Origin of the sequence: Microlunatus aurantiacus (assembly GCF_039536605.1) — a bacterium.
In the GTDB taxonomy this organism is placed as follows: domain Bacteria; phylum Actinomycetota; class Actinomycetes; order Propionibacteriales; family Propionibacteriaceae; genus Microlunatus; species Microlunatus aurantiacus.
Map to the genome: position 1 here is coordinate 96,155 of NZ_BAAAYX010000013.1, position 24,656 is coordinate 120,810.

The window sequence follows — 24,656 nt, forward strand, 5'->3', positions numbered from 1 at the left end:
TGTCGAGCGGGACGCGATGAGCCTGCAGCCGCCCCCGGAGGACCTGTGGCGGGCGTACGCGCCGCAGGTCCTGGCTGCCCTGGTGCGCCGCTTCGGTGACTTCGCCGCGGCGGAGGACGCCCTGCAGGAGGCGTTGCTGGCCGCGTACCAGCAGTGGCCCAGCCAAGGGGTCCCCGACCGTCCCGACGCCTGGCTGACCACTGTCGCCTCCCGGCGGCTGATCGACCAGGTGCGGTCGGAGTCGGCCCGGACCGGGCGGGAGCACCTCGACCTGCAGCGGACACCGACGGACCGTCGGAAGACGCCCGGAGCGGATGAGGACGCCGGGACGGTGGATGACTCGGTGCTGCTCCTGCTGCTGTGCTGCCACCCCGCGCTGTCCCGCCCGAACCAGGTCGCCCTGACCCTCAGGGCGCTCGGCGGGCTGACCACCGCCCAGATCGCCCGCGCGTTCCTGGTGCCCGAGGCCACCATGGCGCAGCGGATCAGCCGGGCGAAGACCCGGTTGCGGAAGCTCGACCAGCCGTTCGCGGTGCCGCCGGTCACCGAGCTGCCCGCCCGTGTGGCGGCGGTGACCCAGGTGCTCTACGTGGTGTTCACCGAGGGCCACCTGAGCAGCGCCGGTCGCGACCTCTACGACGTGTCCCTCAGCGAGGAGGCCATCCGGCTCACCCGCTGGCTGCGGGCGCGGCTACCGGCGGACGGGGAGGTGGCCGGTCTGCTCGCGCTGATGGTGCTGACCGACGCCCGCCGGGCGGCGCGGCTGGACGACGACGGGTCGCTGATCCCGCTGGACCGGCAGGACCGTCGCCGCTGGGACCGGGGCCGGATCCGGGAAGGCGTAGCCCTGGTCGAGGCGGCGCTGCCCGTCGGCCCCGTCGGGCCCTACCAGCTGCAGGCCGCCATCGCCGCCGTGCACGCGGAAGCCGAGCGGGCCGAGGACACCGACTGGGCCCAGATCGAGCTGCTCTACCGGATGCTGGCCGAGCAGGACCCCGGTCCGGTGGTGCGGCTGAACCACGCCGTCGCCGTGGCCATGGTGCAGGGTCCCGAGGCCGGCCTGGAGATGGTCGAACCGCTGGCGACGTCAGCGGAGCTCCGTCACAGCCACCGGCTCCCCGCGGTCCGTGCGCACCTGCTGGCGCTGGCGGGGCGGCCGGCGGAGGCCCGGCTCGCGTACGCCGAGGCCGCCCGCCTGGCCACGAGCATCGCCGAACAGCGCTACCTCCACCAGCGGTGCGAGGCGCTCACCTGAGATCGCCGGATCTCCTTCGGGTCCGCGGTATCACCACGTCGGGTGCCGGGTCCTCTCAGCAACATCCTCCAGCCATCGGAGTCCCGGATGATCACTCGAAGTGCCCTCGGCAGCGTCGCTGGCGGTCTGCTCGCCGCGATCGCGATCGGGCCGCTGTCCCTCGTGCCCGCGCACGCCTCCGCCGACGGCTGCAGCCCGGGACTCCGGTCCGACTTCAACGGGGACGCTCGGTCCGACACCGTCGTGGCGGACCCGTACGCGACCGTCGGGGGCCAGACCCAGGCCGGACGGGTGATCGTCCTCTACGGCGACGCCGACGGTCGGATCGGCGAAGGGGGCCGGGGCACCCTCGTCCAGGGCGCCGGCACCGTCGGCGGTGTGGCCGAGACGGGGGACCGCTTCGGTTCCGCGCTGAGTGTGGCCGATCTCGCCTGCGACGGCTTCACCGACCTCGTCGTCGGGACCCCGTCGGAGGACATCAACGGCCAGGTCGACTCCGGCTACGTCCAGATCGTCTGGGGAGGGGTGGGCGGCCTCGGGGCCGGCCCTGCCTCCCGCCAGCTCACCCAGAACGACTTCCCCGGCACCATGATCGCCGCCGGCGACCGGTTCGGCTCCGCGGTCGACGCCCTGGAGGACGTCGGACAGGGCGGCACCCCCGCCCCGGACGCCTTCGCGCTCGCCATCGGCGTACCCGGCGGCGACGTCGACGGGGTCCCCGATGCCGGGTGGGTCGGTGTCCTGCACGCCCTGGACGGCGGCAACGTCGCCAGCACGGTCAGCCAGAACACGACCGGAGTTCCCGGCTCCGCCGAGGCCGGCGACCGGTTCGGCGCCGCCGTCTCGATCGGCCTGCTGCTGAGCACCGGGGGCGCGGCGAACACCACCGTCGACCTGGTGGTCGGCGTGCCCCAGGAGGACATCGGCTCCGTGGTCGACGCCGGCTCGGTCATCGTCGTCAAGGACGTCTACGACGAGGAGTACCCCGGCAGTCAGGACATCCACCAGGACTCCCCCGGGGTGCCGGGTGCGGCCGAGGCCGGAGACCAGTTCGGGCGCGGCGTGGACACGGTCCGGGTCGGGGCCACGAGCCGGCTCGCGGTCGGCGTCCCCGGCGAGGACGTGGGCAGCGACAGCAACGCGGGCGCCGTGCAGCTGTTCAGCTCGAACAACGTCACGCTCACTCCCGGGGTGAACCTGACGCAGGACACCGCCGGAGTGTCCGGGGTCAGCGAGCCGGGTGATCTCTTCGGTGACCAGCTCGCCTTCGCGGCCCCCGGCCCCGGTGACCCGACGACACGGCTCGCCGTGAGCGTCCCGGGCGAGGACGGCACCGCTGTCGACCAGGGCGCCGTGCAGTCGTTCCCCGTCACCGATCTCGACGCCGAGACGACCTACACGCAGGACACCGCGGGTGTGCCAGGGGCGGTCGAGGCCGGGGACCAGTTCGGGAAGACCCTCGCGTTCGTCAACGGCGCGACAGAGCGGGCGTGGATCATCGGGGTGCCGGACGACGTGGGCAACGCCGCGGGCATGGCGGCGGTGATCCCGCTCGGCGGGGCGCCGCGGGCCTGGATCCCCGGCGTCGGCGGTCTCCCGGCGGGCGGTGCGAGCCGCTTCGCCGGAGCCGTCGCGGGGGTCCACGGCGGCACCACCTGAGCGGACCACGTCCGCTCGGGCGCTGGGCGCCGCCGGCGGGCCGGCCGCTGACATACTCCCCTCATGGCGACGCCGGTCCTCCTCCGGCTGGAGACCGAGCGACTGGTGCTGCGGGCGGGCGAGCCCGCCGACGCCACGACCTTCCGTACGTTGTGGACCGAACGGGACGACCGGGTGCCGCCCCACCGCCGGATCGGGGCGGACGGTCGCCCGACGGTCGAGGACATCGCCGACCGGCTCCGAACGGAACCCGCGCAGCAGCCGCTCCGGCTGTTGACAGTGGTGCGGCGCGGCTCGGGGGACGTCCTCGGCTACTGCGGGCTGATCGCCCACGGCAACGGGTCCCCGGAGGAGCCCGAGCTGGCGTACGAGCTGCTGCGGAGCGCGCAGGGGCGGGGTCACGCCACCGAGGCGGCCCGCGCCGCGGTCTCCTGGGCCGACGGTGCGGGCTTCCGGCGGCTGTGGGCGGGTGTCTGGGACTGGAACACCGCGTCGCGGCGGGTCCTGCGGAAGCTCGGTTTCGCCGTGACCGGCCGGATCGCCCCCTCCTCGGTCCACGGCCACACCCTGCTCGCCGTCCGCGAGCGCGGAGACCACCCCGCCGAAGCGCGACCGACCTCGGGGGATCGCGGACCACGGTGATCCGCTGGCGGACGAGGAGTGTGTCGGTCCTCGGCTCTAGGTTGTCGCCATGGCCATCGCCCGCTTTCCCCAGACCGTGCTCGACTGCCCGGATCCGGCGTCCCTCGCGACCTTCTACGGTGCCCTGCTCGACTGGCCGGTGAAGGTCGAGGACGACTGGGCCGAGATCCGGGCCGAGTACGGCGACTCGCTCGGCTTCCAGCAGGTCGAGGGCTACGTCCCGCCGGACTGGCCGTCGCAGACCGCGCCGCAGCAGATGCACCTCGACGTGACCGTCGACGACCTCGACGACGCCGAACGCGCCGTGCTCGCGCTCGGCGCGGTGAAGCACCAGCACCAGCCGGGGACGACCTTCCGCGTGTTCCTCGACCCGGCCGGGCACCCGTTCTGCCTCTGCGTCGCCTGAGGGTGCGGTTGTCCGCCGGGCGGATCCGCCGCGCCGGGGGCGGCGGGTGCCGGAGCGGCGGCAGGGTCGCCAGGGTTCGGCCTCGTGGGTCAGCCGGACCAGCTCGGAATCCGGCCCGAGCACGGTCCGCTGACCCTCGCTGCCGGGCACGTCCAGCTCACGGAAACCACGCCGCCCCATCGCCGCCGATCACGACGGCGTGACCGTGATCGGGGTGGTGGTCATCGCGCGGCCTCCGCCGAGCGGTCGACGGCAGGTCGGGACGGGACGGTGGGCAGCTCGAGGGGCAGACCGAACGCCGCGAAGACCTCGCTGCCGAAGATCGTGACCTCCGCGATCAGGCCGCCCTCGATGCGGAGCACGTCCATGACAGCGCCTCGTGGCGCCGGGCACCCGGCCGCCGCCGGTACGCCGCCACCGCCGGCTGACCGTTCGCGGTCGTCGTCAGACAGCTGACGTCGGCGAGCTCACCGGTGCCGAAGCCCTGCGCGAGCCAGTCCGCCACGATCTCGTCGCGACCGACCCACGTGCCCGGCTGGGGTGGCATCGCGAAGCGCAGGTCCTCGCGCAGCAGGACACGGAGACCGTCGATGTCGAGGTCCTGGGTCGCGCGGACGTAGGCCGACACCAACCGCTGCTCGTCGGCGGTCAGCCCGTGCCCGGTACGGCCGTTCCAGTCGAGCCGACCCGGCGGCAGGTGGGTGCGCATGGTGGCCCGCGCGCGCTGCAGCGCGCTGGTGGTGGACGCCAGCGTGAGATCCAGGGCGTCGGCGGTCTGCTGGCCGGACCAGCCGAGCACGTCGCGGAGGATCAGCACCGCCCGCTGGCGCGGGGGGAGGTGCTGCACGGCCACGATGAAGGCGAGCTCGATGGTCTCGCGTGCCACCGTCTGCTCGTACGGGTCCTCGGGACCGCTCCGCGGCCAGGGCTGCAGGTGGAGAACCTCGGTCCCCCTCCCCCCGGCACCCTGCAGCTCGATGGGGACCGGGGTGCGGTCGCGGCGCTTCTCCAGGAAGTCCAGGCAGACGTTGGTGGCGATCCGGAACAGCCACGTCCGCAGCGAAGCCCGGCCCTGGAAGGAGTCCCGCCTGGACCACGCCCGCAGCAGCGTCTCCTGGGTCAGGTCCTGGGCGTCGTCGTAGGAGGCGAGCATCCGGTAGCAGTGGGCGAGCAGGTCCCGGCGGAAGCGCTCGGTGAGCACGGCGAACCGGGCCGTGTCGTCGGTGCGGGCGGCGGCGATGAAGTCGGCTTCGTCGGCGCCGAGGAGCCCGGCCGGTGGACGTTCGGGTCGGTCGTCGATGGTCGTCATGGTGTCTCCTAGGTCGCCGGGTGCTCTCGCAGGTATGGACGGCCGGCGGCGACAGAACGCATCGCTCGACGACTATCGTCGCTACCGCGACCTGAGCACCCGCTGCATCGCAGGACGCGATGAGCACATCACCACACTCACGATCTGGCCACCCGAGAGGGTGCTGATGGACGTCGGGTGCTCCCCCCGTCCCGCCCCACGCCTGCCCGAGAGGACCAACCCGTGTCTGAGCCCTCCCCCGTCGGTTCCGGACCGATCCGCGCCACCCCTGCGAGCCGCTACCTGCTGCGACCGGTCACGTCGGGTCGCATCACCGGCGGTCTGTGGGCGGAGCGCCGCCGGATCAACCGTGAGGTCAGTGTTCCCGAGGCCTGGGACCGGCTCCACGAGGCCGGCAACTTCCACGACCTGGAGCTGGCCGCCGGCCGGTCCGACGGCGCGTACGTCAACGAGCTGCCGTTCCTCGACAGCGACGTCTACAAGTGGCTGGAGGCGGTGGGGTGGCTGCTCGCGGACCCGGACCTCGCTGCGCCGCTGGCCGAGCGGCTGCGCGACCAGCTCGCCGCGACCGCCGAGCTCCTCGTGGCGGCACAGCAGTCGGACGGCTACCTGAACTCCCACTTCCAGGTGCGCTTCCCCGGCGAACGCTTCGTGCAGCTCGACTGGGGGCATGAGCTCTACTGCGCCGGTCACCTGATCCAGGCGGCCGTCGCCGTCCATCGTGCGGGCGGTGACCCGGGGGTGCTGGCCATCGCCCGTCGCGTCGCGGACCTGGTCGTCGACACCTTCGGCACCGAGGAGGGCAGGATCGACGGCATCTGCGGGCACGCCGAGATCGAGACCGCCCTGGTGGAGCTGCATCGCGAGACCGGGGACGAGCGCTACCTGGCCAGGGCGGCCTACTTCCTCGACCGCCACGGGCACGGGCTGCTCCCTGACGGCCGGTTCGGCCGTCAGTACTGGCAGGACCACACCCCGATCCGCGAGGCGGAGGCGGTCACCGGCCACGCCGTCCGCCAGCTCTACCTGCTGGCCGGTGTCGCCGACGTCTACGCCGAGACCGGTGACGAGAGCCTCCGGCGGGCGGCCGAGCGGCTGTGGGCCGAGATGGTGGCGACCAAGACCTACCTGACCGGCGGCATCGGCGCCCACCACAGCGACGAGGCGTTCGGGGACCCGTACGAGCTGCCGAGCGAACGCAGCTACTGCGAGACCTGCGCGGCCATCGCGTCGATCATGTTCGGCCAGCGGATGCTGATGATCACCGGTGAGGCGAAGTACGCCGACCTGCTGGAACGCACGCTCTACAACGGTTTCCTGGCCGGGACGTCGCTGGACGGACAGCGCTACATCTACGCCAACCCGCTGCAGGTCCGTGATGATCACGTCGGCACCGGGCACGACCAGGACTACGCCCGGGTGCCCTGGTTCCACTGCGCCTGCTGCCCGCCGAACGTGATGCGGCTGCTGGCGTCGTTGGAGCACTACGTGGCCCTGTCCGCCGACGCCGGGGTCGCGCTCCACCAGTACGTGACCGGCCGCTGGACAGCCGCGACGGCGGCCGGCGAGGTCGCACTCGAGGTGACCACCGACTACCCGTGGGACGGCACGGTCCGGGTGACGGTGGCCGACGCGCCGGCGGCCGAGTGGGAGCTGGCCCTGCGGGTGCCGTCCTGGGCGGACGAGGTCTCCCTGTCGGTCGACGGCGAGCCCGTCGACGCCGCGGCGGTCGACGGGTGGCTGCGGCTCACCCGCTCCTGGGCGCCGGGGGCCGTGGTCGAGCTGCAGCTGCCGCTGGACGTCCGGTTCACGGCCCCCGATCCCCGGGTCGACGCGCTCCGGGGCAGCGCGGCCGTCGAGCGCGGCCCCCTCGTGTACTGCCTGGAGGGCGCCGACCACCCCGGCACCCGACTGGACGACGTGGTGCTGGATCCGGCCGCCGCGGCGGTCGACCAGGCCGGGCCCGAGACGATCGGCGGCGCGGTGACGCTGCGGTTGGGAGGGCGGCGACGCCCCCATCCGGTGGGTTGGTGGCCGTACGGTTCGGCGACGGGCGCGGACGAGGACCGGGCGGCCGAGCCGATCCCGCTGGTGGCCGTGCCCTACTTCACCTGGGGCAACCGCGAACCGGGACCGATGCGGGTCTGGGTGCCCACCAGCTGACCGCGGCACGGCCACCCGGCTGCCACTCGCCTCGGCGACCGGGCCGGTCGAGGTCCTGTCGCGGGCGCATCCCGGTGGGAACGGCCGAGGCGCCGGGGACGTGGAGCGGCCCGTCGAACGTGGGGGTGGCGGCTGCTGCCCCCCTGCGCCCCGCCCGCGTCCGAGCACGCCTCCGCGACGACGTCGCTCGAGGGTCAGACCGGATCGACGTCCAGCTCACGGCGGCCGGCGCTCCAGGTCGTCCAGAGCCGGTGGTAGACCCCGGGGCGGGCGAGCAGCTGCTCGTGCGTCCCCCGTTCGACGATCTCGCCACCGTCCATCACGAGGATGAGATCGGCCCGCGACGCCTGGTCGAGGCGGTGGGCCACCACCAGGGCCGATCGACCCCGGGTGACCTCGTCGGCAGCGTCCTCCAGAGCGCCGGCTCCCGCCGAACCGGCTTCGGCGGTGGCCTCGTCCATGACGACGATGGCGGGGTCGAGGAGCAGGATGCGGGCCAGCGCCAGCTGCTGCGCGGCGACGGGTTCCAGCTGGAGTCCGCGGGAGCCCACCACGGTGTCGAGACCCGCGTGCAGACGATCGAACCAGGAACGGGCGCGAACCCGGTCGAGCGCCGCCAGGAGATCGGCGTCGCTGGCGTCCGGCTTGGCCAGCGTGAGGTCCTGGCGCAGGGTCCCGGAGAAGACGTGCACCTCCTGGCTGACCGTGGCGATCCGGGCCACGCGTTCGCGGTCGGAGAGCCGGGACACCGGGTGCCCGTCGACGAGCACCACACCGGAGTCCGGCACCCGCAGTCCGGCCACCAGCGCCGCGACCGTGGTCTTCCCGGCGCCGGACGCTCCGACGACGGCCACGGTCTCCCCCGGGTCGATGGTGAGATCCACGGCGCGGACGGCCCAGCCGCCGCCGTAGCTGAAGCTGACCGCCCGCAGCTCGACCCGTCCCCGCGGGGCGTCGGCGCCGCTGTCGGGCACCGGGACGGGCGGGTCGGCGACCACCCCCACGATGCGGGCCAGTGAGGCGTACCCGGACTGGACCACATCGAGCACCCGCATGAGCATGTTCACCGGACCGCGCGTCTGGATGATCATCAGCACCGCGCCCGTCACCGCCCCCACCGTCAGCGCGTCCGCGGTGACCAGGTAGTACCCGACCGCCAGGGCCAGCGTCAGCATCAGGAACTCGACCCCGAGCATCCAGGTGTTGAGCACGAGCATCGTGGTGCGGGCGGTGATCGCCTTGCGAACCACGTTCCAGGAGGCGCCCTCGATCTCGGTGTGCATGCGGTCCTCCATCGAGAAGGCCCGCACCGTCGCCCGGCCCCGGATCGCCTCGAGCACCCGGCGGGCCCGTTCGGCCATCGCCGCACGCTCGACCGCGTAACGCTGCGGGGCCCGGGCGAGGTACCTGCGCGCCGCCACGTAGTACACCGGCGCGACGACGACCGGGATGACCAGGAAGTGCCAGTCCAGCACCGACAGGGCGATCACCGTCGCGGCGATGGAGAACAGCGACGTGGACAGGGTGGGCAGGGTCTCGGTGACGGCGGCGGACAGCTCGGCCACGTCATCGGTCGACCGGCTGACCAGGTCACCGGTGCCGGCGTCCTCCACCTGGTGGGTCGGGAGCCCCAGGGCGGTGCCGACCATGTCCTGGCGCAGTGTGGCGATCACGCGCTCGGACAGGCGCGCCACCAGCGAGAAGCCGACTGCACTCAGGGCGGCGCCGGCGACGGACAGGGCCACCAGCGTGGCGCCGATCCCCCACAGGGACCCGGGCGTGCCCTCCCCCAGCACCAGGTCGACGATCCGGCCCATGAGCTGAGGCACCAGCACGGTGGCGTACGAGCCCAGCGCGAGCAGCACCACCGCCAGCAGGAACCACCACCTCGCGTGGCGGACCCGGCCGACCTGCCGGGCCACCTCCCGGCGCACCTGCCGGACCGTGGCCAGGGGGAACCGCAGACCCGGCGGCGCATCGGCGGCGGGGGCACCGCTCGTGGTCGTCGCCCTCATCGGCTCTCCTTCCCCGCCAGGCCGTCGGTGAGGTCGAGCAGATCCGCCACGCTCAGGTGCTGGTCCGCCACGGCGTGCCAGGCGGGAGCCTCGCTGAGCACGAGCGTGACCTTGCCGGTCCGTCGGCGCGACAGCCGCTCGGCGATGCTCTGCTCGGTCACCGAGTCGACGGCCGTGGTCGGGTCCTGCAGGACGAGGACCTCGGGGTCGAAGGCCACGGAGCGAGCCAGGGCCACCCGCTGGCGCTGACCGCCGGACAGCATCCGCCCGCCCTCACCCACCCGCTTGTCGGGACCCTCGGGGATGTCCTCGCAGCAGGCGACGTGGAGAGCAGACACGGCCACGGACCGGTCGGGATGCACGTTGTCCGCCACGATCCCGTCGAACAGGTCGGCGGCGTGCGGGGCGACGACCACCCGGGCCCGCGGCAGGTTCTCGAGCCGGGACACCACCTCGTGGGCGACCCCGCGGACCACGGTGAGACCTGGGGGCAGCGCGTCGATGACGTGGCTGGTCCGGGCGGCGTCCCCCTCCTGGGTCCGTTCGAAGTCGGCGCCGAGGACCTCACGGATGCGCTGCCCGGACGCCTCGGCCGAGGCCCAGCGGGAGGCGAGGTTGCGACCCAGCATCGTCATCGGCGTGATCAGGAACTGGGTCAGGCCCACGACGGTGATCAGCTGGCCGATCGTCACGCTCCCCTGGAGGGCGAGCGCCCCCGCGGCGATACCGAGGGCGGAGACGAAGAGCGCGCCGGTGGCCCCGGTGACACCGTTCAGCCGCGCCTCGGCGGCGTTGGCTCGGATCGTCGAGGCGTACGCGGTCTCGGACACCTCGTCGTAGCGGCGGCGAACGGTGAGGATGGCGCCCAGACCCTTGAGGATGCGCAGTCCCTGGACCACGTCCTCGGCGGTGGCCGCGGCCTGGGCCATGGCCTGCTGGCGGGTGACCGAGCGGTCCTGCAGCGGCCGGCCCACCCGCAGAGCCACGATCACCAGCAGCGGCCCACCGAGCAGGGTCGCGACGCTGAGCCACGGGTTGATCGTGAACATGACGATCGCGCCGTACGTGATCGACGCCGCCTCGGCCACCGGCATCACCGTCATCATCACGATCTCGCCCACCCGTGCGGTGTCGGAGGACGCGATCAGCAGCAGTCCGCCGGCCGTGCGCTCACGGCCCGCGAACCCGCGCGGATCCTGGATCCGGTCGGTGACCATGGTGCGGAGGTCGTGGCTCACCAGCTGCTGGCTCCGGACCAGCATGTAGCGCGCGACCCAGTTCACGCCGACGGCGACGAGGTAGAGTCCCGCCAGCACCAGCAGCCAGAAACCCAGCCTTCCCAGCGACGACGTGGCGATGGCCTCGTCGACGGCGTGGCCGACCACCACCGGGGTCAGGCCGTTGCAGACGAACGCGCCCGCCATGGCGATCGAGGCGACGAAGCTCCACGGCCGCTGGGACAGGGCGACCTTGAGCGTCCAGGCACGGGCATCCACCGCGGGCATGATGGATCGGCGCCCGCCCGGCCCGGGCAGCGCCGCATAGTCGACGACGCTGTCCGAGACAGACGTTCGGGCTCCACCAGGCATGACCTCGGATGGTATGCGACCGCCGACGGTCAGCGACGTGCGTTCAGCTCGTCGAGCGTGCGATGGCCGCGCTCGGCAACCCCGGGAACGAGCTCGTGACGCCCCGCCCGGACGGGGATCTCGAGCATGTGCAGGATGTGTGACGCTGCGAGCACCGTCGCTCCCTCCCAGCCGACCAGGTCGACGATCCTCGTCCACAGCCGCCCCCGGACACCCTCCAGCGACGGATCCCGGAACGAGTACCACACCAGGGCCATGAGATCAGTCGCCCGCGTGCCGCTACCGGCGTTCCCGAGATCGACGACCGCCACCACCACTCCGTCACGGACGAGGATGTTGCCGGGGGTGGCGAGATCGGCATGGACCATGTCGGGTGCCCCCGGGGGCGGCGGGACGTCGGCGCACGCCAACCGGAGACGCTCGACCAGGGCCGCGACGACGGGAGAGTGCCCGGGGAGCCTGGCCAGGGACCGCCGGAGAAGCGACTGTTCCGACGTCTCGTGGAGATCCAGCCCGGCGACGGTCGACCCCGCACCGGTGGCGACCCGCCAGGCGTACGACCAGTGGTCGTAGGGCTGCGAGGCCTGGCCCGCCTGGAGCTCGATGATCTCCCTCAGCTGCTCGACGAGGGACGCGGTCAGCTCGGGTGCGGGAGCCGCGTCGACGAAGTCCATCAGGTGCCACACCCGCGTGGCTGTGGCCCCCACCCCGAGCCAAGCCGGAGTGGGATAGCCCAGTCCACGCATGTGCTCGACCACTCGCTGGGCTCGCCACGTCTCGTCCAGGTGGTGGCCGTGCGCCCGGGGCACGGCTTTGAGCACGGCCGGTGCCCGTCCGGCCAGCTCGACGTGCCAGGCACCCCCGTTGACGCCTCCGGGCAGGCGTCTGAGAACCGTGACCTCGGCCGCGACCGCCCTGGCGACGTCGACCAGGACCTCGGCCGGCGGATCTTCGCCCTCGGCGCTGTGGTTCATCGGCTCGAAGGACCGCTTACCGGCTCGGAAGGCCGCGTACAGAGGAGCGTCGCACCATGAGCCGAAGTCTCCAGCGGAGACCGCGCAGTCGCAACCGGATCACAGCGCCAGCGGGGCCGATCGAGCGGTCAGCAGAAGATGTCGAGAAGGCGGCGGCACTTGGGCGGATCCCAGGTGAGTCCGCGCGGCAGGCCCCACAAGAGGTACGCCATCGACCGGACCACGACCCAGCTCCGAGCCCGTTCGACGGGGACGCGGGCGGTCTGCACGAAGACGTCGAACAGGGCGACGACCTCGGCATCGGTGGGCAGCTCGTCCAGCCGTGACCACAAGACCCTGCCGAAGTCGTACTCGGGATCACCGCGGAGCAGGACCGGGTCGACGACCAGCCAGGGCGCTCGGTCAGCCGCCAGGACCTGTTCGCAGTGCAGGTCGCCGTTGACGGCCAGGTCGTCCGGCTGCCCGTGGGCCAGCCGGTCGGCGAGCTGGATCGCCGTGTCGAGCTGGGCTCGGGGAGTCGGGCCGGCGAGTCCCCGCCAGTGCTCCTCGGCCGTGGCGACCTGGCCGGCGGCGACGGCTGCGGTCGAGGTCGTGTCCGGCCGGGCCGGTACCGCCAGCTCGCGTACCAGCCCCGCGATGGCCGGAACGGCGTCGGACAGAGGCTCGGACTGCAGGCTGCGCGACGTCGACAGCCGTTCCAGCAGCATGGCGCGGGAGCCGACGTCGAGGTCGAACAGCCGGACCGTTCCTCGGCCGGCCCACCACCGCAACGCGGCCGCCTCCTCGGTGACGTCGTCACCCGGGGGTGACAGCCGCACCACGGCAACCTCGCGGTCGTGGCGGACGGGGACGACCAGGACGTTCGAGCCATGGAGCGGGTCGCCGTCGACCTGCAGGTTCCACCGACGGCACAGCTCGGTCACCAGAGTCGGTAGCTGGTCGAGCCACTCGCGCCCGGCCCGGTCGTGCCACCACCGGGGCATCTGCCGGAACGTCTCTGGCACAGCGATCATCGAGCGTCACGGTAGAGGGCCTGGGTGCAGACGGGGACCGCAGGGCCGGGTGACGGCTGTTCGCCCACGGTGAACGAGGAACAAATCGCCTGGGACGGGCCTTGAGTGGATGTCGCTCAACCCTACGAGCGACCTTCGATCCTGGAGGCATCTGCATGACCACGACTCAACTTCCTGTTCTCTTCTTGACCGATCTGGTCGTCCTCCCCGGCATGGTCGTGCCGATCGAGCTCGATGACACCGCCCGGGCCGCGGTCGACGCGGCGCAGTCGAGCAGCGACGACGAGCTGCTGGTCGCGCCCCGCCTGGACGACCGGTACGCCCGCTACGGCGTGGTGGCCACGATCGTGCAGCTGGGGCGGACAGCCACCGGCCAGTCCGCCGCCGTGATCCGGGCCGAGCGTCGCGTCAAGATCGGCTCCGGCGTCACCGGACCCGGCGCCGCCCTGTGGGTGGAGGCCGAGGACGTGCTGGAGGACGCCGACCACTCCGACGCCGTCCGCACCCTGGCCAACGACTACAAGGCGCTGGTGATCGCCTCCCTGCAGCGGCGCGACGCCTGGCAGGTCATCGAGACGGTCAACCGGGTCACGGACCCCTCCAACCTGGCCGACCTCGCCGGCTACGCCCCGTACCTGACCGACGAGCAGAAGATGCAGCTGCTGGAGACGCCCGACGTCGCCGAGCGGCTCACCGCCCTGATCGGCTGGACCAAGGACCACCTCGCCGAGATCGAGGTCAACGACAAGATCGCCTCCGACGTCCGTGAGGGCATGGACAAGAGCCAGCGGGAGTTCCTGCTCCGTCAGCAGCTCAACGCCATCCGCAAGGAGCTCGGTGAGGACGAGCCCGACGGCGCCCAGGACTACCGCACCCGGGTCGAGGAAGCCGATCTGCCCGAGGACGTGCGCAAGGCCGCTCTCCGCGAGGTCGCCAAGCTCGAACGGGGCAGCGACCAGAGCCCCGAGGCCGGTTACCTGCGCACCTGGCTGGACACGATCCTCGACCTCCCCTGGGGCACCACCACGACCGACTCCGACGACATCGTCGCCGCGCGGGCCGTGCTGGACGCCGACCACCACGGCCTGGACGACGTCAAGGAGAGGATCGTGGAGTACCTGGCGATCCGGTCCCGTCGCGCCCGCCGCGGTCTCGAGGTCGTCGGCGGTCGCGGTTCCGGCGCGGTGCTGGCCCTGGTCGGTCCCCCCGGCGTCGGCAAGACCTCGCTCGGGGAGTCCGTCGCCCGGGCGCTCGGCCGGAAGTTCGTCCGGGTCGCCCTCGGTGGGGTCCGCGACGAGGCCGAGATCCGCGGGCACCGGCGCACCTACGTCGGCGCGCTCCCCGGTCGCATCGTCCGGGCCATCACCGAAGCCGGGTCGATGAACCCGGTGGTGCTGCTGGACGAGATCGACAAGGTCGGCTCCGACTACCGCGGGGATCCGAGCGCGGCGTTGCTCGAGGTGCTCGACCCGGCCCAGAACCACACGTTCCGGGACCACTACCTGGAGGTCGACCTCGACCTGTCCGACGTGGTGTTCCTGGCCACGGCGAACGTGCTCGAGTCGATCCCGCAGCCGCTGCTGGACCGGATGGAGCTGGTCAGCCTCGACGGCTACACCGAGGACGACAAGATCGCCATCGCCCGGGACTACCTGCTGCCCAAGCAGCAGGAGCTGGCGGCGCTCACCGCTGACGAGGTGGAGATCACCGACAGCGCCCTGCGGGAGATCGCGGCGAACTACACCCGCGAGCCCGGCGTACGGCAGCTGGAGCGGCTGTTGGCCAAGGCCCTGCGCAAGGCGGCGACCGAGCTGGTCGCGGCCGGTGAGAACCCCGCCAAGGTGGTCGTCGAGCGCGACAACCTGAAGCGGTTCCTGGGTCGGCCACGGTTCACCCCGGAGGCTCACGAGCGCACCTCGGTGCCCGGCGTGGCCACCGGTCTCGCGGTCACCGGGCTGGGCGGCGACGTGCTGTTCATCGAGGCGGCGGCGGACACCCCGGTGGCGGCGGTCCCGGTCGGCGAGCGGCGGCGCGGCAGCCTGACCCTGACCGGTCAGCTCGGCGACGTGATGAAGGAGTCGGCGCAGATCGCGTGGAGCTACGTGCGGGCGCACGCCGAGGAGCTCGGGATCACCGACCGTACGGCGCTGGACCGCGACATCCACGTCCACGTCCCCGCCGGAGCGGTGCCGAAGGACGGACCGTCGGCCGGCGTCACCATGGTCACGGCCCTGGTCTCGATGGCTACCGGCCGCCCCGTGCGGTCCGACGTGGGCATGACCGGTGAGGTCACCCTCAACGGCCGGGTGCTGCCGATCGGCGGGGTGAAGCAGAAGCTGCTCGCCGCCCAGCGAGCCGGGCTCACCACCGTGTTCGTGCCGCAGCGCAACGAGCCGGATCTCGACGAGGTCCCCGAGGAGGTGCTGGCCGCGATCGACGTCAAGCCGATGACCGACGTCGCGGCGATCGTCCGGCTGGCGCTCGCGCCGGCCGCGGCGGAGTCCCGGACCGCCGACGCCGCCTGAGCCGACTCACGGCCAGCTGAGCCGGCCACCACGACGAACGGCCTCCCCCGGTGGGGGAGGCCGTTCGTCGTTCTCGGGGTGCCGAGCTGGTCAGCTCTCGGTGGTCGTGCCGGTCGGCTCCTGCTCCCGATCGGGCCGCTGGTCGTCGTCGTACCGGCTCTTGACCAGGCTGGCCACGGTGGTGACGACCAGGGTGACGACGATGACCGTCAGAGACACCCAGATGGGGATCTCGCCACCCCAGGGCGCCCAGTCGGCCCAGTGGTAGGTGTGCATCGCGTGCAGCACCAGCTTGACGCCGATGAAGGCGAGGATGACCGACAGACCGAGCGACAGGTAGACCAGCCGCTTCAGCAGCCCGCCGATGAGGAAGTAGAGCTGACGCAGACCCATCAACGCGAACACGTTGGCCGTGAACACCAGGTAGGGCTCCTGGGTCAGTCCGTAGATGGCGGGGATCGAGTCCAGCGCGAACAGCAGGTCGGTCGAGCCCAGCGCCACGATGACGAACAGCATCGGGGTGATGTAGCGGGCACCGTCCAGATTCACCGTCAGCTTCGTGCCGTGGTACTCGTCGACGGACTTGAAGCGTCGCTTGACCAGCCGCATCAGCGGGTTGTCGGGCATGTCGTCGCCCTCGTCGTCGTGGCTGCGGTAGTCGATGACGAGCTTGACGGCGGTGTAGATGAGGAAGGCGCCGAACAGGAAGAAGACCCACGAGAACCGGTTGATGGCCGCCGCGCCCAGCGCGATGAAGATGCCGCGGAAGACCAGGGCCAAGATGATGCCGACCATCAGAGCGAACTGCTGCAGGTGCCGGGGCACCTTCATCGCGCCCATGATGATGAAGATGAACAGGTTGTCGATCGACAGGCTGTACTCGGTCAGCCAGCCGGCGAAGAACTCACCGGCGTACCTGGGACCCGACAGGGCCCAGACACCCAGTCCGAAGAGGATGGCCAGCCCGACGAAGACACCGACGAAGATGCCGGCTTCCTTCATGGACGGCTCGTGCGGTCGTCGACCGATGATCAGCAGGTCGACGGCCAGCACGGCGATCATCACCACCACGGTGATGATCCAGGTGTACAGGTGGATGTTCATGGGCGATGGGGGCCCTTTCCAAGACGAGGATCCGAGAACGACGAGGTCCCGGAGGTCTCTTCCACCAGCCCAGACTAGGCCAGCCGTCGCACCGGGCGCACCCCGACCGACCCGCTCGGTCAGCGGTGACAAAGGGTCTTGGGGGTGTCCGTGGTGACGACACGACGCGTTGAGGAATACTCCCCTCCGACCTGAAGTATCTCAGCCGATCCTCACCTGAGGAAATCTTCCGTACATAGTGGTCGCCGGACCAGCCCGCCGGGGGCCCGCCAGCGCTGGGAGCACGCGGTCAGCCAGTCGACACACGTCCGATGACGGCCACCGCCACCCAGCCCTCTCGAGATGCTGCGTGGGGCGCCAGACGTGTGGCCGTCGCGGGGTGAGTTCGGGTGTGGCGGGCGCTCCGAGCGGAGCTTGCGGAGCGAGGTGGGCGGAACTCATCCCGCGACGGCGACACCGGCCCCCAGAAGAACTCAGCGTCTCGCCTCCACCATCTGACGCAGCTCCTTCTTGAGGTCGGAGATCTCATCGCGCAGCCTGGCGGCGACCTCGAACTGGAGGTCGGCGGCCGCGGCGTGCATCTGGGCGGTCAGGTCCTGGATGAGGTCGGCGAGGTCGCCGGCCGGGATGCCGGCCAGGTTGCGGGCGGTCTTGCTCGCGTCCTTCATGCCCAGGCTCGGCACCATCGTCTTCTGCCGGCGGCCGTTGCGGCCGCTGAACAGCTCGTCGGTGTCGGCGTCCTCGCGCGCCAGCAGGTCGGTGATGTCGGCGATCTTCTTGCGCAGCGGGGTGGGGTCGATGCCGTTGGCCAGGTTGTAGGCCACCTGCTTCTCGCGGCGTCGGTTGGTCTCGTCGATCGCCGCCTCCATCGAGTCGGTGATCCGGTCGGCGTACATGTGGACCTGCCCGGACACGTTGCGCGCCGCGCGGCCGATGGTCTGGATCAGGCTCTTGGCGCTGCGCAGGAAGCCCTCCTTGTCGGCGTCGAGGATGGACACCAGGGACACCTCCGGCAGGTCGAGACCCTCCCGCAGCAGGTTGATGCCGACGAGCACGTCGTACTCCCCCATCCGCAGCTCGCGCAGCAGCGTGATCCGCTGCATCGTGTCGACCTCGGAGTGCAGGTAGCGGGTGCGGATCTTGTGCTCGAGCAGGTAGTCGGTGAGGTCCTCGGCCATCTTCTTGGTCAAGGTGGTGACCAGCACCCGCTCGTTCTTGTCGGCCCGGAGCCGGATCTCGGCCATCAGGTCGTCGATCTGGCCCTGGGTCGGCTTGACGATGACCTCGGGGTCGATCAGTCCGGTCGGCCGGATGAGCTGCTCCACGTAGCCGTCCGACTTGGCCAGCTCGTAGTTGCCCGGGGTCGCCGACAGGTAGACGGTCTGACCGATCCGGTCGACGAACTCCTCGAACCGCAGCGGCCGGTTGTCCATCGCGCTCGGCAACCGGAAGCCGTGGTCGACCAGGGTCCGCTTGCGGGACATGTCCCCCTCGTACATCCCGCCGATCTGCGGCACGGTCACGTGCGACTCGTCCACGACCAGCAGGAAGTCCTCCGGGAAGTAGTCCAGCAGGCAGTGCGGAGCGGTGCCCGGCCCGCGACCGTCGATGTGCCGGGAGTAGTTCTCGATCCCCGAGCAGGTGCCGATCTGCCGCATCATCTCGATGTCGTACGACGTCCGCATCCGCAGCCGCTGCGCCTCGAGCAGCTTCTGCTGGGACTCCAGCTCGCTCAGCCGCGCTCCCAGCTCGGTCTCGATGCCGCCGATCGCCCGCTCCATCCGCTCCGGTCCCGCCACGTAGTGGCTGGCCGGGAACAAATAGACCTCCTGGTCGTGGTCGGTGACCACCTCGCCGGTCAGCGGGTGCAGGGTGGAGAGGTTCTCGATCTCCTCGCCGAAGAACTCGATCCGGACCGCCAGCTCCTCGTACATCGGGAAGACCTCGAGGGTGTCGCCGCGGACCCGGAAGGTCCCCCGCGCGCCGGACAGGTCGTTGCGCGCGTACTGGATGCCGACGAGCCGCCGCAGCAGGCTGTCCCGGTCCATCTCCTCCCCCACCCGCAGCTTGACCATCCGGTCGACGTACTCCTGCGGGGTGCCCAGACCGTAGATCGCCGACACCGTGGCGACCACGATCACGTCACGCCGGGTCAGCAGCGAGTTGGTGGCCGAGTGCCGGAGCCGCTCGACCTCCTCGTTGAGGGACGAGTCCTTCTCGATGTAGGTGTCGGTCTGCGGGACGTACGCCTCGGGTTGGTAGTAGTCGTAGTAGGAGACGAAGTACTCCACCGCGTTCTTGGGGAAGAACTGCCGCAGCTCGTTGGCGAACTGCGCCGCCAGCGTCTTGTTGGGCTGCATCACCAAGAGCGGCCGTTGCAGCCGCTCGGCCAGCCAGGCCACTGTCGCGGTCTTGCCGGTGCCGGTGGCGCCGAGCAGCACGACGTCGTTCTCGCCGGCCTTGATCCGCTGTTCCAGATCGGCGATGGCCGTCGGCTGGTCACCGGACGGCTCGAAGTCGCTGACCACCTTCAGCGGTGCGACAGTGCGCATGAGGTCTTCGATCGGACGCATGGCTCGAAGCGTACGACCCACCACCGACAGTGTTCTCGTCACTCGCTGCTCACTCCGCGCTGAGGGCCCTGCCTTCCCTCCTCGCTCGCAGACGGAGAAGCATGTCTGCTCCCTCGTCGGTCCAGACAGCGCCGGCGCTCCGCTTCGCGGCCGCTCGCGACGGGTTGTCACTCGCTGCTCCGCCGCGCGCTGACTGTCCCTGACTTCCCTCCTCGCTCGCAGACGGAGAAGCGTGTCTGCTCCCTCGTCGGTCCAGTCAGGGACGGCGCTCCGCTTCGCGGCCGCTCGCGACGGGTTGTCACTCGCTGCTCCGCTGCGCGCTGACTGTCCCTGATTTCCCTCCTCGCTCGCAGACGGAGAAGCATGTCTGCTCCCTCGTCGGTCCAGACAGCGCCGGCGCTCCACCCGCGGCCGCTCGCGAGGGAGCGGCCGCTCGCGAGGAAGCGGCCGCTCGCCACGGGTGTCAGCCGCCGGCGGACTGGCCCTTCAGCATGGAGTTGACCATCGCGGTGAAGTCCTTGTCGAGCGAGGCCGTGTCGGAGTCCTCGGTGAAGTAGAGCGAGCCGACGACGGCCAGACCGTCGGTGCGGATCGACACCAGGGAGAAGATGTAGACCTGGATCGCATTCCCACCGTTCGCCACCGTCACCTGCGCCGAGCACGTCGCCCCGCTCAGCTTCTTGGTGCCGAGATCGACCTTCTTCGGGTCCGCGAACTTGCTGTTGGTGTACTCCTTGCCGATGTCGCGGTGGTACGCGTCGCACGTCTGCGAGGCGTTGCTGTCCGCCGGCAGCTTCGCCACGATGCCGACGAAGATGTCCCGGCCGTTGACCAGCTGGGCGGCGCCACCCTTCTCGCTGCGTACCTGCCAGTCCGGCGCCGGGGTCAGCTTGACCCCGTTGCCCAGATCGACCGTGTCACCGCTCGGCGCCTGGGTCGGGTTGCCGGACGGCTGGTTGGTCGACGGGGCGTTCGACGGCTCGGTCGGCTGCGGGCTCGGCTCCGTCGTCGGCTGGGTCGACGGGTCGCCGGTGGGGGTGGGCTGGGGAGCGGGCGTGATGGTGCTGACCGGCTCGTCGTCACCACCACTCAACGCCATGATGATGCCGCCGACCGCGACCAGCAGCACGACGGCCGCCACCACGATGCCGAGGATCAGCCCGGTGCTCTTGCGAGGCGAGGGCCCGGCCGGCCCGGCCGGCCCGCCGGTGGAGGGCGGCGGTTGGTAGCCACCCTGGCCCTGGGGCGGGTAGCCACCCTGCGGTTGCCCCTGGAACGGTCCGGCGTAGCCCTGCGGCTGGTAGGGCCCCTGGCCCGACTGGCCGCCCTGTGGGTAGCCCTGCTGCGGGTAGCCCTGCTGCCCACCCTGCTGCGGGTAGCCCTGCTGCCCACCTTGCTGCGGGTAGCCCTGCTGCCCACCTTGCTGCGGGTAGCCCTGCTGCGGGTAGCCCTGCTGGGGGTTGCCCGGCCGACCGCCCTGCGGCGGGTACCCGCCACCCTGTGGGGGCTGCTGCGGGTAGCCGCGTGGATCCTGCGGTGAGCCCTGGCCCTGCGGCGGCCACGGAGGATTCTGGCTCATGCCCGGCCCTCCTCGTCGTCGTAGAACCGGTTCCGGGCGTCGTCACCAGCGCTGGTCGAACCCGGCGGTGGGGGCGGCGTCGGTGGCGTGCCGACGTCGCCGGCGGCGGCTCCGGTGGCGGCCGGCACGGCGGGGGTAGATCCGGCCTGGGCCAGCTGCTGGTCGGCCGGCCGGCCGGCTCCCCGGTCGGCGCCGACCGTCGCCGAGACCGCCGTCTTGTGTGGCTTCGCCTGCGCCCGTACGGCGGTGCCGCAGGCGGTGCAGAACGACGCGTGGTCCAGCAGGGGCATCTCGCAGTGGAGGCAGAACCGCAGCTCGCCGGTCTCACCGACACCCTGGTCGCGGGCCGAGCGCTCCAGCGCGGCCTCCATCAGGCCGGTGTGCAGCACGTTGCGGACCCGCAGGATGAGGATGCCCAGGATCAGCAGGCCCCATCCGGTGCTCAGGACCACCGCCATCGTCGGGTTGCCGACGAAGGAGAACAGGTAGATCCCGCCCCAGAAGCCGACGTTGGCCAGCACGGCCTCCACGACCCCGCGGTAGTAGCGGGGGGTGAAGCCGTCGTAACCGCGACCCAACCCGGAGTACTCGGCGCAGGCGATACCGGTCGCGGTGCCCAGCACCAGCGGCTTGACGAAGCCGTGCAGGAAGACCAACGACATCCACAGACCGGGGTCGGCCTCGACCCGACCGCCGATGAGCAGGTCCCAGAAGCGCACGATGGTGTCGAAGCTGGCGTAGGCGACCCCGCTGATGACGCCGAAGGTGAGCCCGTCCATCAGGTCGTCGAACTCGGGCCGGCTGGCCAGCAGCACCGGGCCGACCTGGCGGATCGCCTCGCCGACGATCGGCACCACCAGCGCGACGAGCAGGAACGTCCACAGGCTCGGACCATCGGTGAGGCTGCTGCCGTCCAGCGACGTGGTCGGGACGGTCGGCGTCTGCAGCCTCATCACCAGGAGGGTGAAGAGGATGGCCAGCACCCCGGTGAGCCCGAACGCCAGCCCGGTGACCGGGAGGGGCTCGTCCTCCCACAGGTTCACGTCGTAGAGGTAGGCGATGTAGACGATCGGGATCGCGAACGCCGCCACCAGGATGGCGATCGGGAGCGCCCCGAAGATCGCCGCGACCAGCGCCACCACCAGGGCGATGGTGAGCGCCAGGCGATAGGTCTGCGGCCGCTCCCCGGCCCCCCGCGGCATGATCGTGGACACCAGCGCGAACGAGGCGACCGGTTCATCGGGCTTGGCTGCGAAGGAACGGCGCCGGGTGAGGTCGTCGGAGCGGACGTCCTGACCGCAGACGTGGCAGAAGTGCGCGACGTCGGGTAGCTCGGCATGACAACGGGGACAGTTCAACGGACAGTCCTCCTCCAGAAAGCTGGCACTGGGGTCGAGATCGGGGCCGGCTGGACGTCGGCACCCCGCGTGAGTTGCCAGAGAGTATGTCAGCCGGCGGTGGCGCGGGCTCGGAGATCGGGCCACAAAGAGTCGACCTGATCGATCAGGTCCGCCGGGGTCGCACTGTTGTCGAGGACGAAGTCGGCGACCGAGAGCCGGTCCGCCCTGCTCGCCTGGGCCGCGATCCGCGCCTCCGCGGCGTCGGTGTCGAGTCCGTTGCGTCGCTGCAGCCGCTCCCGCTGCACCTCCGGTGCCACGTCGACGACGACGAGCAGGTCGAAGTCGGCCTGCTGCCCGGTCTCCACCAGCAGCGGGATCACGTGCACCACGACCGCGTCGGGATCGGCGGCTGCCTCGATCGCGGCCGCCCGAGCGCGTACGGCCGGGTGGATGATGGCCTCCAGGTCCCGTCGGGCGGTGGGATCGGCGAACACCACGGTGCCGAGGGCCGCGCGGTCCAGGACGCCGTCCCCGGTCAGCACCTCGGCACCGAACCGCTCGACGACGGCGGCGAGCCCGGGCGTCCCCGGCTCGACCACCTCGCGCGCCAGCAGGTCGGCGTCGATGATCACCGCTCCCCGCGCGGCCAGGGCGTCGGAGACCGCCGTCTTGCCCGAGGCGATCCCCCCGGTCAGTCCCACGCGCAGCACGACGGGAAGGGTACGGGCTCCGCCATCCGGGGGCGACGGGCACCCCGGGACCGCAGGCCCGCGACGCGACCGGCCGGGGACGCCGAACGGCCCCCGTGCGCCGGAGCGCACGGGGGCCGTCGAGGTCGATCAGACGAGCGGGCCGATCAGGCGCCGCCGCCGGTGAGCTTCTCCCGCAGAGCCTGCAGCGCCTCATCGGAGGCCAGCGAGCCCTCCGGCACCGCAGAGGACGACGACGACGACGAGGCCGCAGGGCGGCTGTCGTTGGTCGACGAGGAGTACGACGCGGAGCCCGCGCTGCTGGCCGCGTTGGTCGCCTCGTTGGCGGCCTCCTCGACCTGCTTCTTGTGCGCCTCCCAGCGCTGGTGCGCCTCGGCGTACTGGGTCTCCCAGGCTGCGCGCTGATCCTCGTAGCCCTCGAGCCACTCGCCCGACTCGGGGTCGAAGCCGTCGGGGTAGAGGTAGTTGCCCTGGTCGTCGTAGCTCGCCGCCATGCCGTACAGCGTGGGGTCGAACTCCTCGGCGTGGGCGTCCACACCCTCGTTGGCCTGCTTCAGCGACAGCGAGATCCGGCGACGCTCGAGATCGATGTCGATGATCTTGACCATCACGTCGTCGTTGACCTGGACGACCTGCTCCGGGATCTCCACGTGACGCTCGGCCAGCTCGGAGACGTGCACCAGACCCTCGATGCCCTCTTCCACCCGGACGAACGCGCCGAACGGCACCAGCTTGGTGACCTTGCCGGGCACGATCTGCCCGATCTGGTGGGTCCGGGCGAAGGCCTGCCACGGATCCTCCTGGGTCGCCTTCAACGACAGCGAGACGCGCTCGCGGTCCATGTCGACGTCCAGCACCTCGACGGTGACCTCCTGGCCCACCTCGACCACCTCGGAGGGGTGGTCGATGTGCTTCCAGGACAGCTCGGAGACGTGCACCAGGCCGTCGACGCCACCCAGGTCCACGAAGGCACCGAAGTTGACGATCGAGGACACGACACCCTTGCGGATCTGCCCCTTCTGGAGCTGGGTGAGGAAGTTCTGGCGCACCTCGGACTGGGTCTGCTCGAGCCACGCCCGGCGGGACAGCACCACGTTGTTGCGGTTCTTGTCCAGCTCGATGATCTTGGCCTCGAGCTCCTGGCCGACGTACGGCTGGAGGTCCCGGACCCGGCGCATCTCGACCAGCGAGGCGGGCAGGAAGCCGCGGAGACCGATGTCGAGGATCAGGCCGCCCTTGACGACCTCGATCACCGAACCGGTGACGACGCCGTCCTCTTCCTTGATCCGCTCGATCGTGCCCCAGGCGCGCTCGTACTGCGCCCGCTTCTTGGACAGGATCAGGCGACCCTCTTTGTCCTCTTTCTGCTGGACGAGAGCTTCGATCTCGTCACCGACGCTGACCACATCGAAGGGGTCGACGTCGTGCTTGATCGAGAGCTCTTTGGAGGGGATGACCCCTTCGGTCTTGTAACCGATGTCGAGGAGGACCTCGTCCCGGTCGACCTTGACGACGGTGCCGGTGACGATGTCACCGTCGTTGAAGTACTTGATGGTCGCGTCAATGGCGGCGAGGAAGGCTTCGGGTGAGTCGAAGTCGTCGATTGCGACCTGGGGTGGTGCCTCGAGAGAGGACGTCATGTAGTGAAGCTCCGATAGATGGGACTCGTGTGTGCGCGCTGCAGCCCGGTCCGTACCAAACCAACCAACCGAGGCGAGCGTTGAAACCGACGACGATCCTGGGGCTCGTACGAGCGTGACCTACTCCGTCTGAGATCGCGCAGGCCACAGCGACACTCCA

Annotated in this window: 18 protein-coding genes; 6 read left to right on the top strand and 12 right to left on the bottom strand. The window is 71.2% G+C overall.

The window, feature by feature from the left end:
* Positions 1–16 precede the first annotated feature (16 nt).
* The 4 genes from ABD714_RS14325 to ABD714_RS14340 all read left to right on the top strand — a co-directional run bounded on the left by ABD714_RS14325 (position 17) and on the right by ABD714_RS14340 (position 3,962).
* On the top strand, positions 17–1,255 hold the full coding sequence (locus tag ABD714_RS14325) for an RNA polymerase sigma factor (protein WP_344813058.1): 1,239 nt from the start codon (positions 17–19) through the stop codon (positions 1,253–1,255).
* Between the two features lie 87 nt (positions 1,256–1,342).
* Complete coding sequence (locus tag ABD714_RS14330) at positions 1,343–2,914, top strand: hypothetical protein (RefSeq protein WP_344813059.1); 1,572 nt, start codon at positions 1,343–1,345, stop codon at positions 2,912–2,914.
* A 63-nt stretch (positions 2,915–2,977) separates the two neighbouring features.
* A complete protein-coding gene (locus tag ABD714_RS14335; protein WP_344813060.1) occupies positions 2,978–3,556 on the top strand; it encodes a GNAT family N-acetyltransferase in 579 nt (192 codons plus the stop codon).
* A gap of 49 nt (positions 3,557–3,605) precedes the next feature.
* Complete coding sequence (locus ABD714_RS14340; protein ID WP_344813061.1) at positions 3,606–3,962, top strand: VOC family protein; 357 nt, start codon at positions 3,606–3,608, stop codon at positions 3,960–3,962.
* Positions 3,963–4,183: 221 nt separating this feature from the next.
* Here ABD714_RS14340 and ABD714_RS14345 read toward each other — a convergent pair whose 3' ends face one another.
* Entirely contained in the window at positions 4,184–4,330 is a 147-nt protein-coding gene (locus ABD714_RS14345) for a hypothetical protein (protein WP_344813062.1), read from the bottom strand.
* On the bottom strand, positions 4,300–5,271 hold the full coding sequence (locus ABD714_RS14350; RefSeq protein WP_344813063.1) for an RNA polymerase subunit sigma-70: 972 nt from the start codon (positions 5,269–5,271) through the stop codon (positions 4,300–4,302). Before ABD714_RS14350 ends, ABD714_RS14345 begins: the two co-directional genes overlap by 31 nt.
* Before the next feature lie 222 nt (positions 5,272–5,493).
* Between ABD714_RS14350 and ABD714_RS14355 the strand changes: the two genes are divergently transcribed.
* Entirely contained in the window at positions 5,494–7,434 is a 1,941-nt protein-coding gene (locus ABD714_RS14355; RefSeq protein ID WP_344813064.1) for a glycoside hydrolase family 127 protein, read from the top strand.
* Between the two features lie 194 nt (positions 7,435–7,628).
* On the opposite strand, the gene ABD714_RS14360 is transcribed toward ABD714_RS14355, so the two are convergent.
* The 4 genes from ABD714_RS14360 to ABD714_RS14375 all read right to left on the bottom strand — a co-directional run bounded on the left by ABD714_RS14360 (position 7,629) and on the right by ABD714_RS14375 (position 13,025).
* Positions 7,629–9,449, bottom strand: a complete 1,821-nt coding sequence (locus ABD714_RS14360) for an ABC transporter ATP-binding protein (RefSeq protein WP_344813065.1) — start codon at positions 9,447–9,449, stop codon at positions 7,629–7,631.
* Positions 9,446–10,954 carry an ABC transporter transmembrane domain-containing protein gene (locus ABD714_RS14365; protein ID WP_344813066.1) on the bottom strand — a complete coding sequence of 503 codons (1,509 nt, stop codon included), beginning with the start codon at positions 10,952–10,954 and terminating at the stop codon, positions 9,446–9,448. Before ABD714_RS14365 ends, ABD714_RS14360 begins: the two co-directional genes overlap by 4 nt.
* A gap of 113 nt (positions 10,955–11,067) precedes the next feature.
* Positions 11,068–12,012 carry a phosphotransferase family protein gene (locus ABD714_RS14370; RefSeq protein WP_344813067.1) on the bottom strand — a complete coding sequence of 315 codons (945 nt, stop codon included), beginning with the start codon at positions 12,010–12,012 and terminating at the stop codon, positions 11,068–11,070.
* A gap of 128 nt (positions 12,013–12,140) precedes the next feature.
* Entirely contained in the window at positions 12,141–13,025 is an 885-nt protein-coding gene (locus ABD714_RS14375) for an aminoglycoside phosphotransferase family protein (protein WP_344813068.1), read from the bottom strand.
* Positions 13,026–13,180: 155 nt separating this feature from the next.
* Between ABD714_RS14375 and lon the strand changes: the two genes are divergently transcribed.
* Positions 13,181–15,550, top strand: a complete 2,370-nt coding sequence (gene lon / locus ABD714_RS14380) for an endopeptidase La (RefSeq protein WP_344813069.1) — start codon at positions 13,181–13,183, stop codon at positions 15,548–15,550.
* Between the two features lie 90 nt (positions 15,551–15,640).
* On the opposite strand, the gene ABD714_RS14385 is transcribed toward lon, so the two are convergent.
* From ABD714_RS14385 to rpsA, 6 genes are all read right to left on the bottom strand, one after another.
* The gene (locus ABD714_RS14385; RefSeq protein WP_344813070.1) at positions 15,641–16,654 is read right to left on the bottom strand and encodes a TerC family protein; all 1,014 of its coding nucleotides are present in this window, start codon (positions 16,652–16,654) and stop codon (positions 15,641–15,643) included.
* A gap of 473 nt (positions 16,655–17,127) precedes the next feature.
* Positions 17,128–19,227, bottom strand: coding sequence for an excinuclease ABC subunit UvrB (uvrB, locus tag ABD714_RS14390; protein ID WP_344813071.1), 2,100 nt, complete (start codon positions 19,225–19,227; stop codon positions 17,128–17,130).
* Between the two features lie 463 nt (positions 19,228–19,690).
* Positions 19,691–20,806 (bottom strand): hypothetical protein, encoded by a 1,116-nt coding sequence (locus tag ABD714_RS14395; RefSeq protein WP_344813072.1) that lies wholly within the window; start codon positions 20,804–20,806, stop codon positions 19,691–19,693.
* The gene (locus ABD714_RS14400; RefSeq protein WP_344813073.1) at positions 20,803–22,164 is read right to left on the bottom strand and encodes a PrsW family glutamic-type intramembrane protease; all 1,362 of its coding nucleotides are present in this window, start codon (positions 22,162–22,164) and stop codon (positions 20,803–20,805) included. The genes ABD714_RS14395 and ABD714_RS14400 overlap by 4 nt, the downstream gene beginning before the upstream one ends.
* Positions 22,165–22,253: 89 nt before the next feature.
* Positions 22,254–22,856 (bottom strand): dephospho-CoA kinase, encoded by a 603-nt coding sequence (gene coaE, locus ABD714_RS14405; RefSeq protein ID WP_344813074.1) that lies wholly within the window; start codon positions 22,854–22,856, stop codon positions 22,254–22,256.
* A 146-nt stretch (positions 22,857–23,002) separates the two neighbouring features.
* A complete protein-coding gene (gene rpsA / locus ABD714_RS14410; protein ID WP_344813075.1) occupies positions 23,003–24,496 on the bottom strand; it encodes a 30S ribosomal protein S1 in 1,494 nt (497 codons plus the stop codon).
* Positions 24,497–24,656: the final 160 nt, after the last annotated feature.

What these genes read in the sequence shown, in the direction of transcription:
- ABD714_RS14385 (WP_344813070.1), bottom strand. Translation starts at nt 16,654, where the DNA reads ATGAACATCCACCTGTACACCTGGATCATCACCGTGGTGGTGATGATC.
- ABD714_RS14335 (WP_344813060.1), top strand. Translation starts at nt 2,978, where the DNA reads ATGGCGACGCCGGTCCTCCTCCGGCTGGAGACCGAGCGACTGGTGCTG.
- ABD714_RS14345 (WP_344813062.1), bottom strand. Translation starts at nt 4,330, where the DNA reads ATGGACGTGCTCCGCATCGAGGGCGGCCTGATCGCGGAGGTCACGATC.
- uvrB (WP_344813071.1), bottom strand. Translation starts at nt 19,227, where the DNA reads ATGCGTCCGATCGAAGACCTCATGCGCACTGTCGCACCGCTGAAGGTG.
- ABD714_RS14330 (WP_344813059.1), top strand. Translation starts at nt 1,343, where the DNA reads ATGATCACTCGAAGTGCCCTCGGCAGCGTCGCTGGCGGTCTGCTCGCC.
- ABD714_RS14395 (WP_344813072.1), bottom strand. Translation starts at nt 20,806, where the DNA reads ATGAGCCAGAATCCTCCGTGGCCGCCGCAGGGCCAGGGCTCACCGCAG.
- ABD714_RS14325 (WP_344813058.1), top strand. Translation starts at nt 17, where the DNA reads ATGAGCCTGCAGCCGCCCCCGGAGGACCTGTGGCGGGCGTACGCGCCG.
- ABD714_RS14375 (WP_344813068.1), bottom strand. Translation starts at nt 13,025, where the DNA reads ATGATCGCTGTGCCAGAGACGTTCCGGCAGATGCCCCGGTGGTGGCAC.
- ABD714_RS14365 (WP_344813066.1), bottom strand. Translation starts at nt 10,954, where the DNA reads ATGCCCGCGGTGGATGCCCGTGCCTGGACGCTCAAGGTCGCCCTGTCC.
- ABD714_RS14370 (WP_344813067.1), bottom strand. Translation starts at nt 12,012, where the DNA reads ATGAACCACAGCGCCGAGGGCGAAGATCCGCCGGCCGAGGTCCTGGTC.
- ABD714_RS14360 (WP_344813065.1), bottom strand. Translation starts at nt 9,449, where the DNA reads ATGAGGGCGACGACCACGAGCGGTGCCCCCGCCGCCGATGCGCCGCCG.
- ABD714_RS14350 (WP_344813063.1), bottom strand. Translation starts at nt 5,271, where the DNA reads ATGACGACCATCGACGACCGACCCGAACGTCCACCGGCCGGGCTCCTC.
- lon (WP_344813069.1), top strand. Translation starts at nt 13,181, where the DNA reads ATGACCACGACTCAACTTCCTGTTCTCTTCTTGACCGATCTGGTCGTC.
- rpsA (WP_344813075.1), bottom strand. Translation starts at nt 24,496, where the DNA reads ATGACGTCCTCTCTCGAGGCACCACCCCAGGTCGCAATCGACGACTTC.
- ABD714_RS14340 (WP_344813061.1), top strand. Translation starts at nt 3,606, where the DNA reads ATGGCCATCGCCCGCTTTCCCCAGACCGTGCTCGACTGCCCGGATCCG.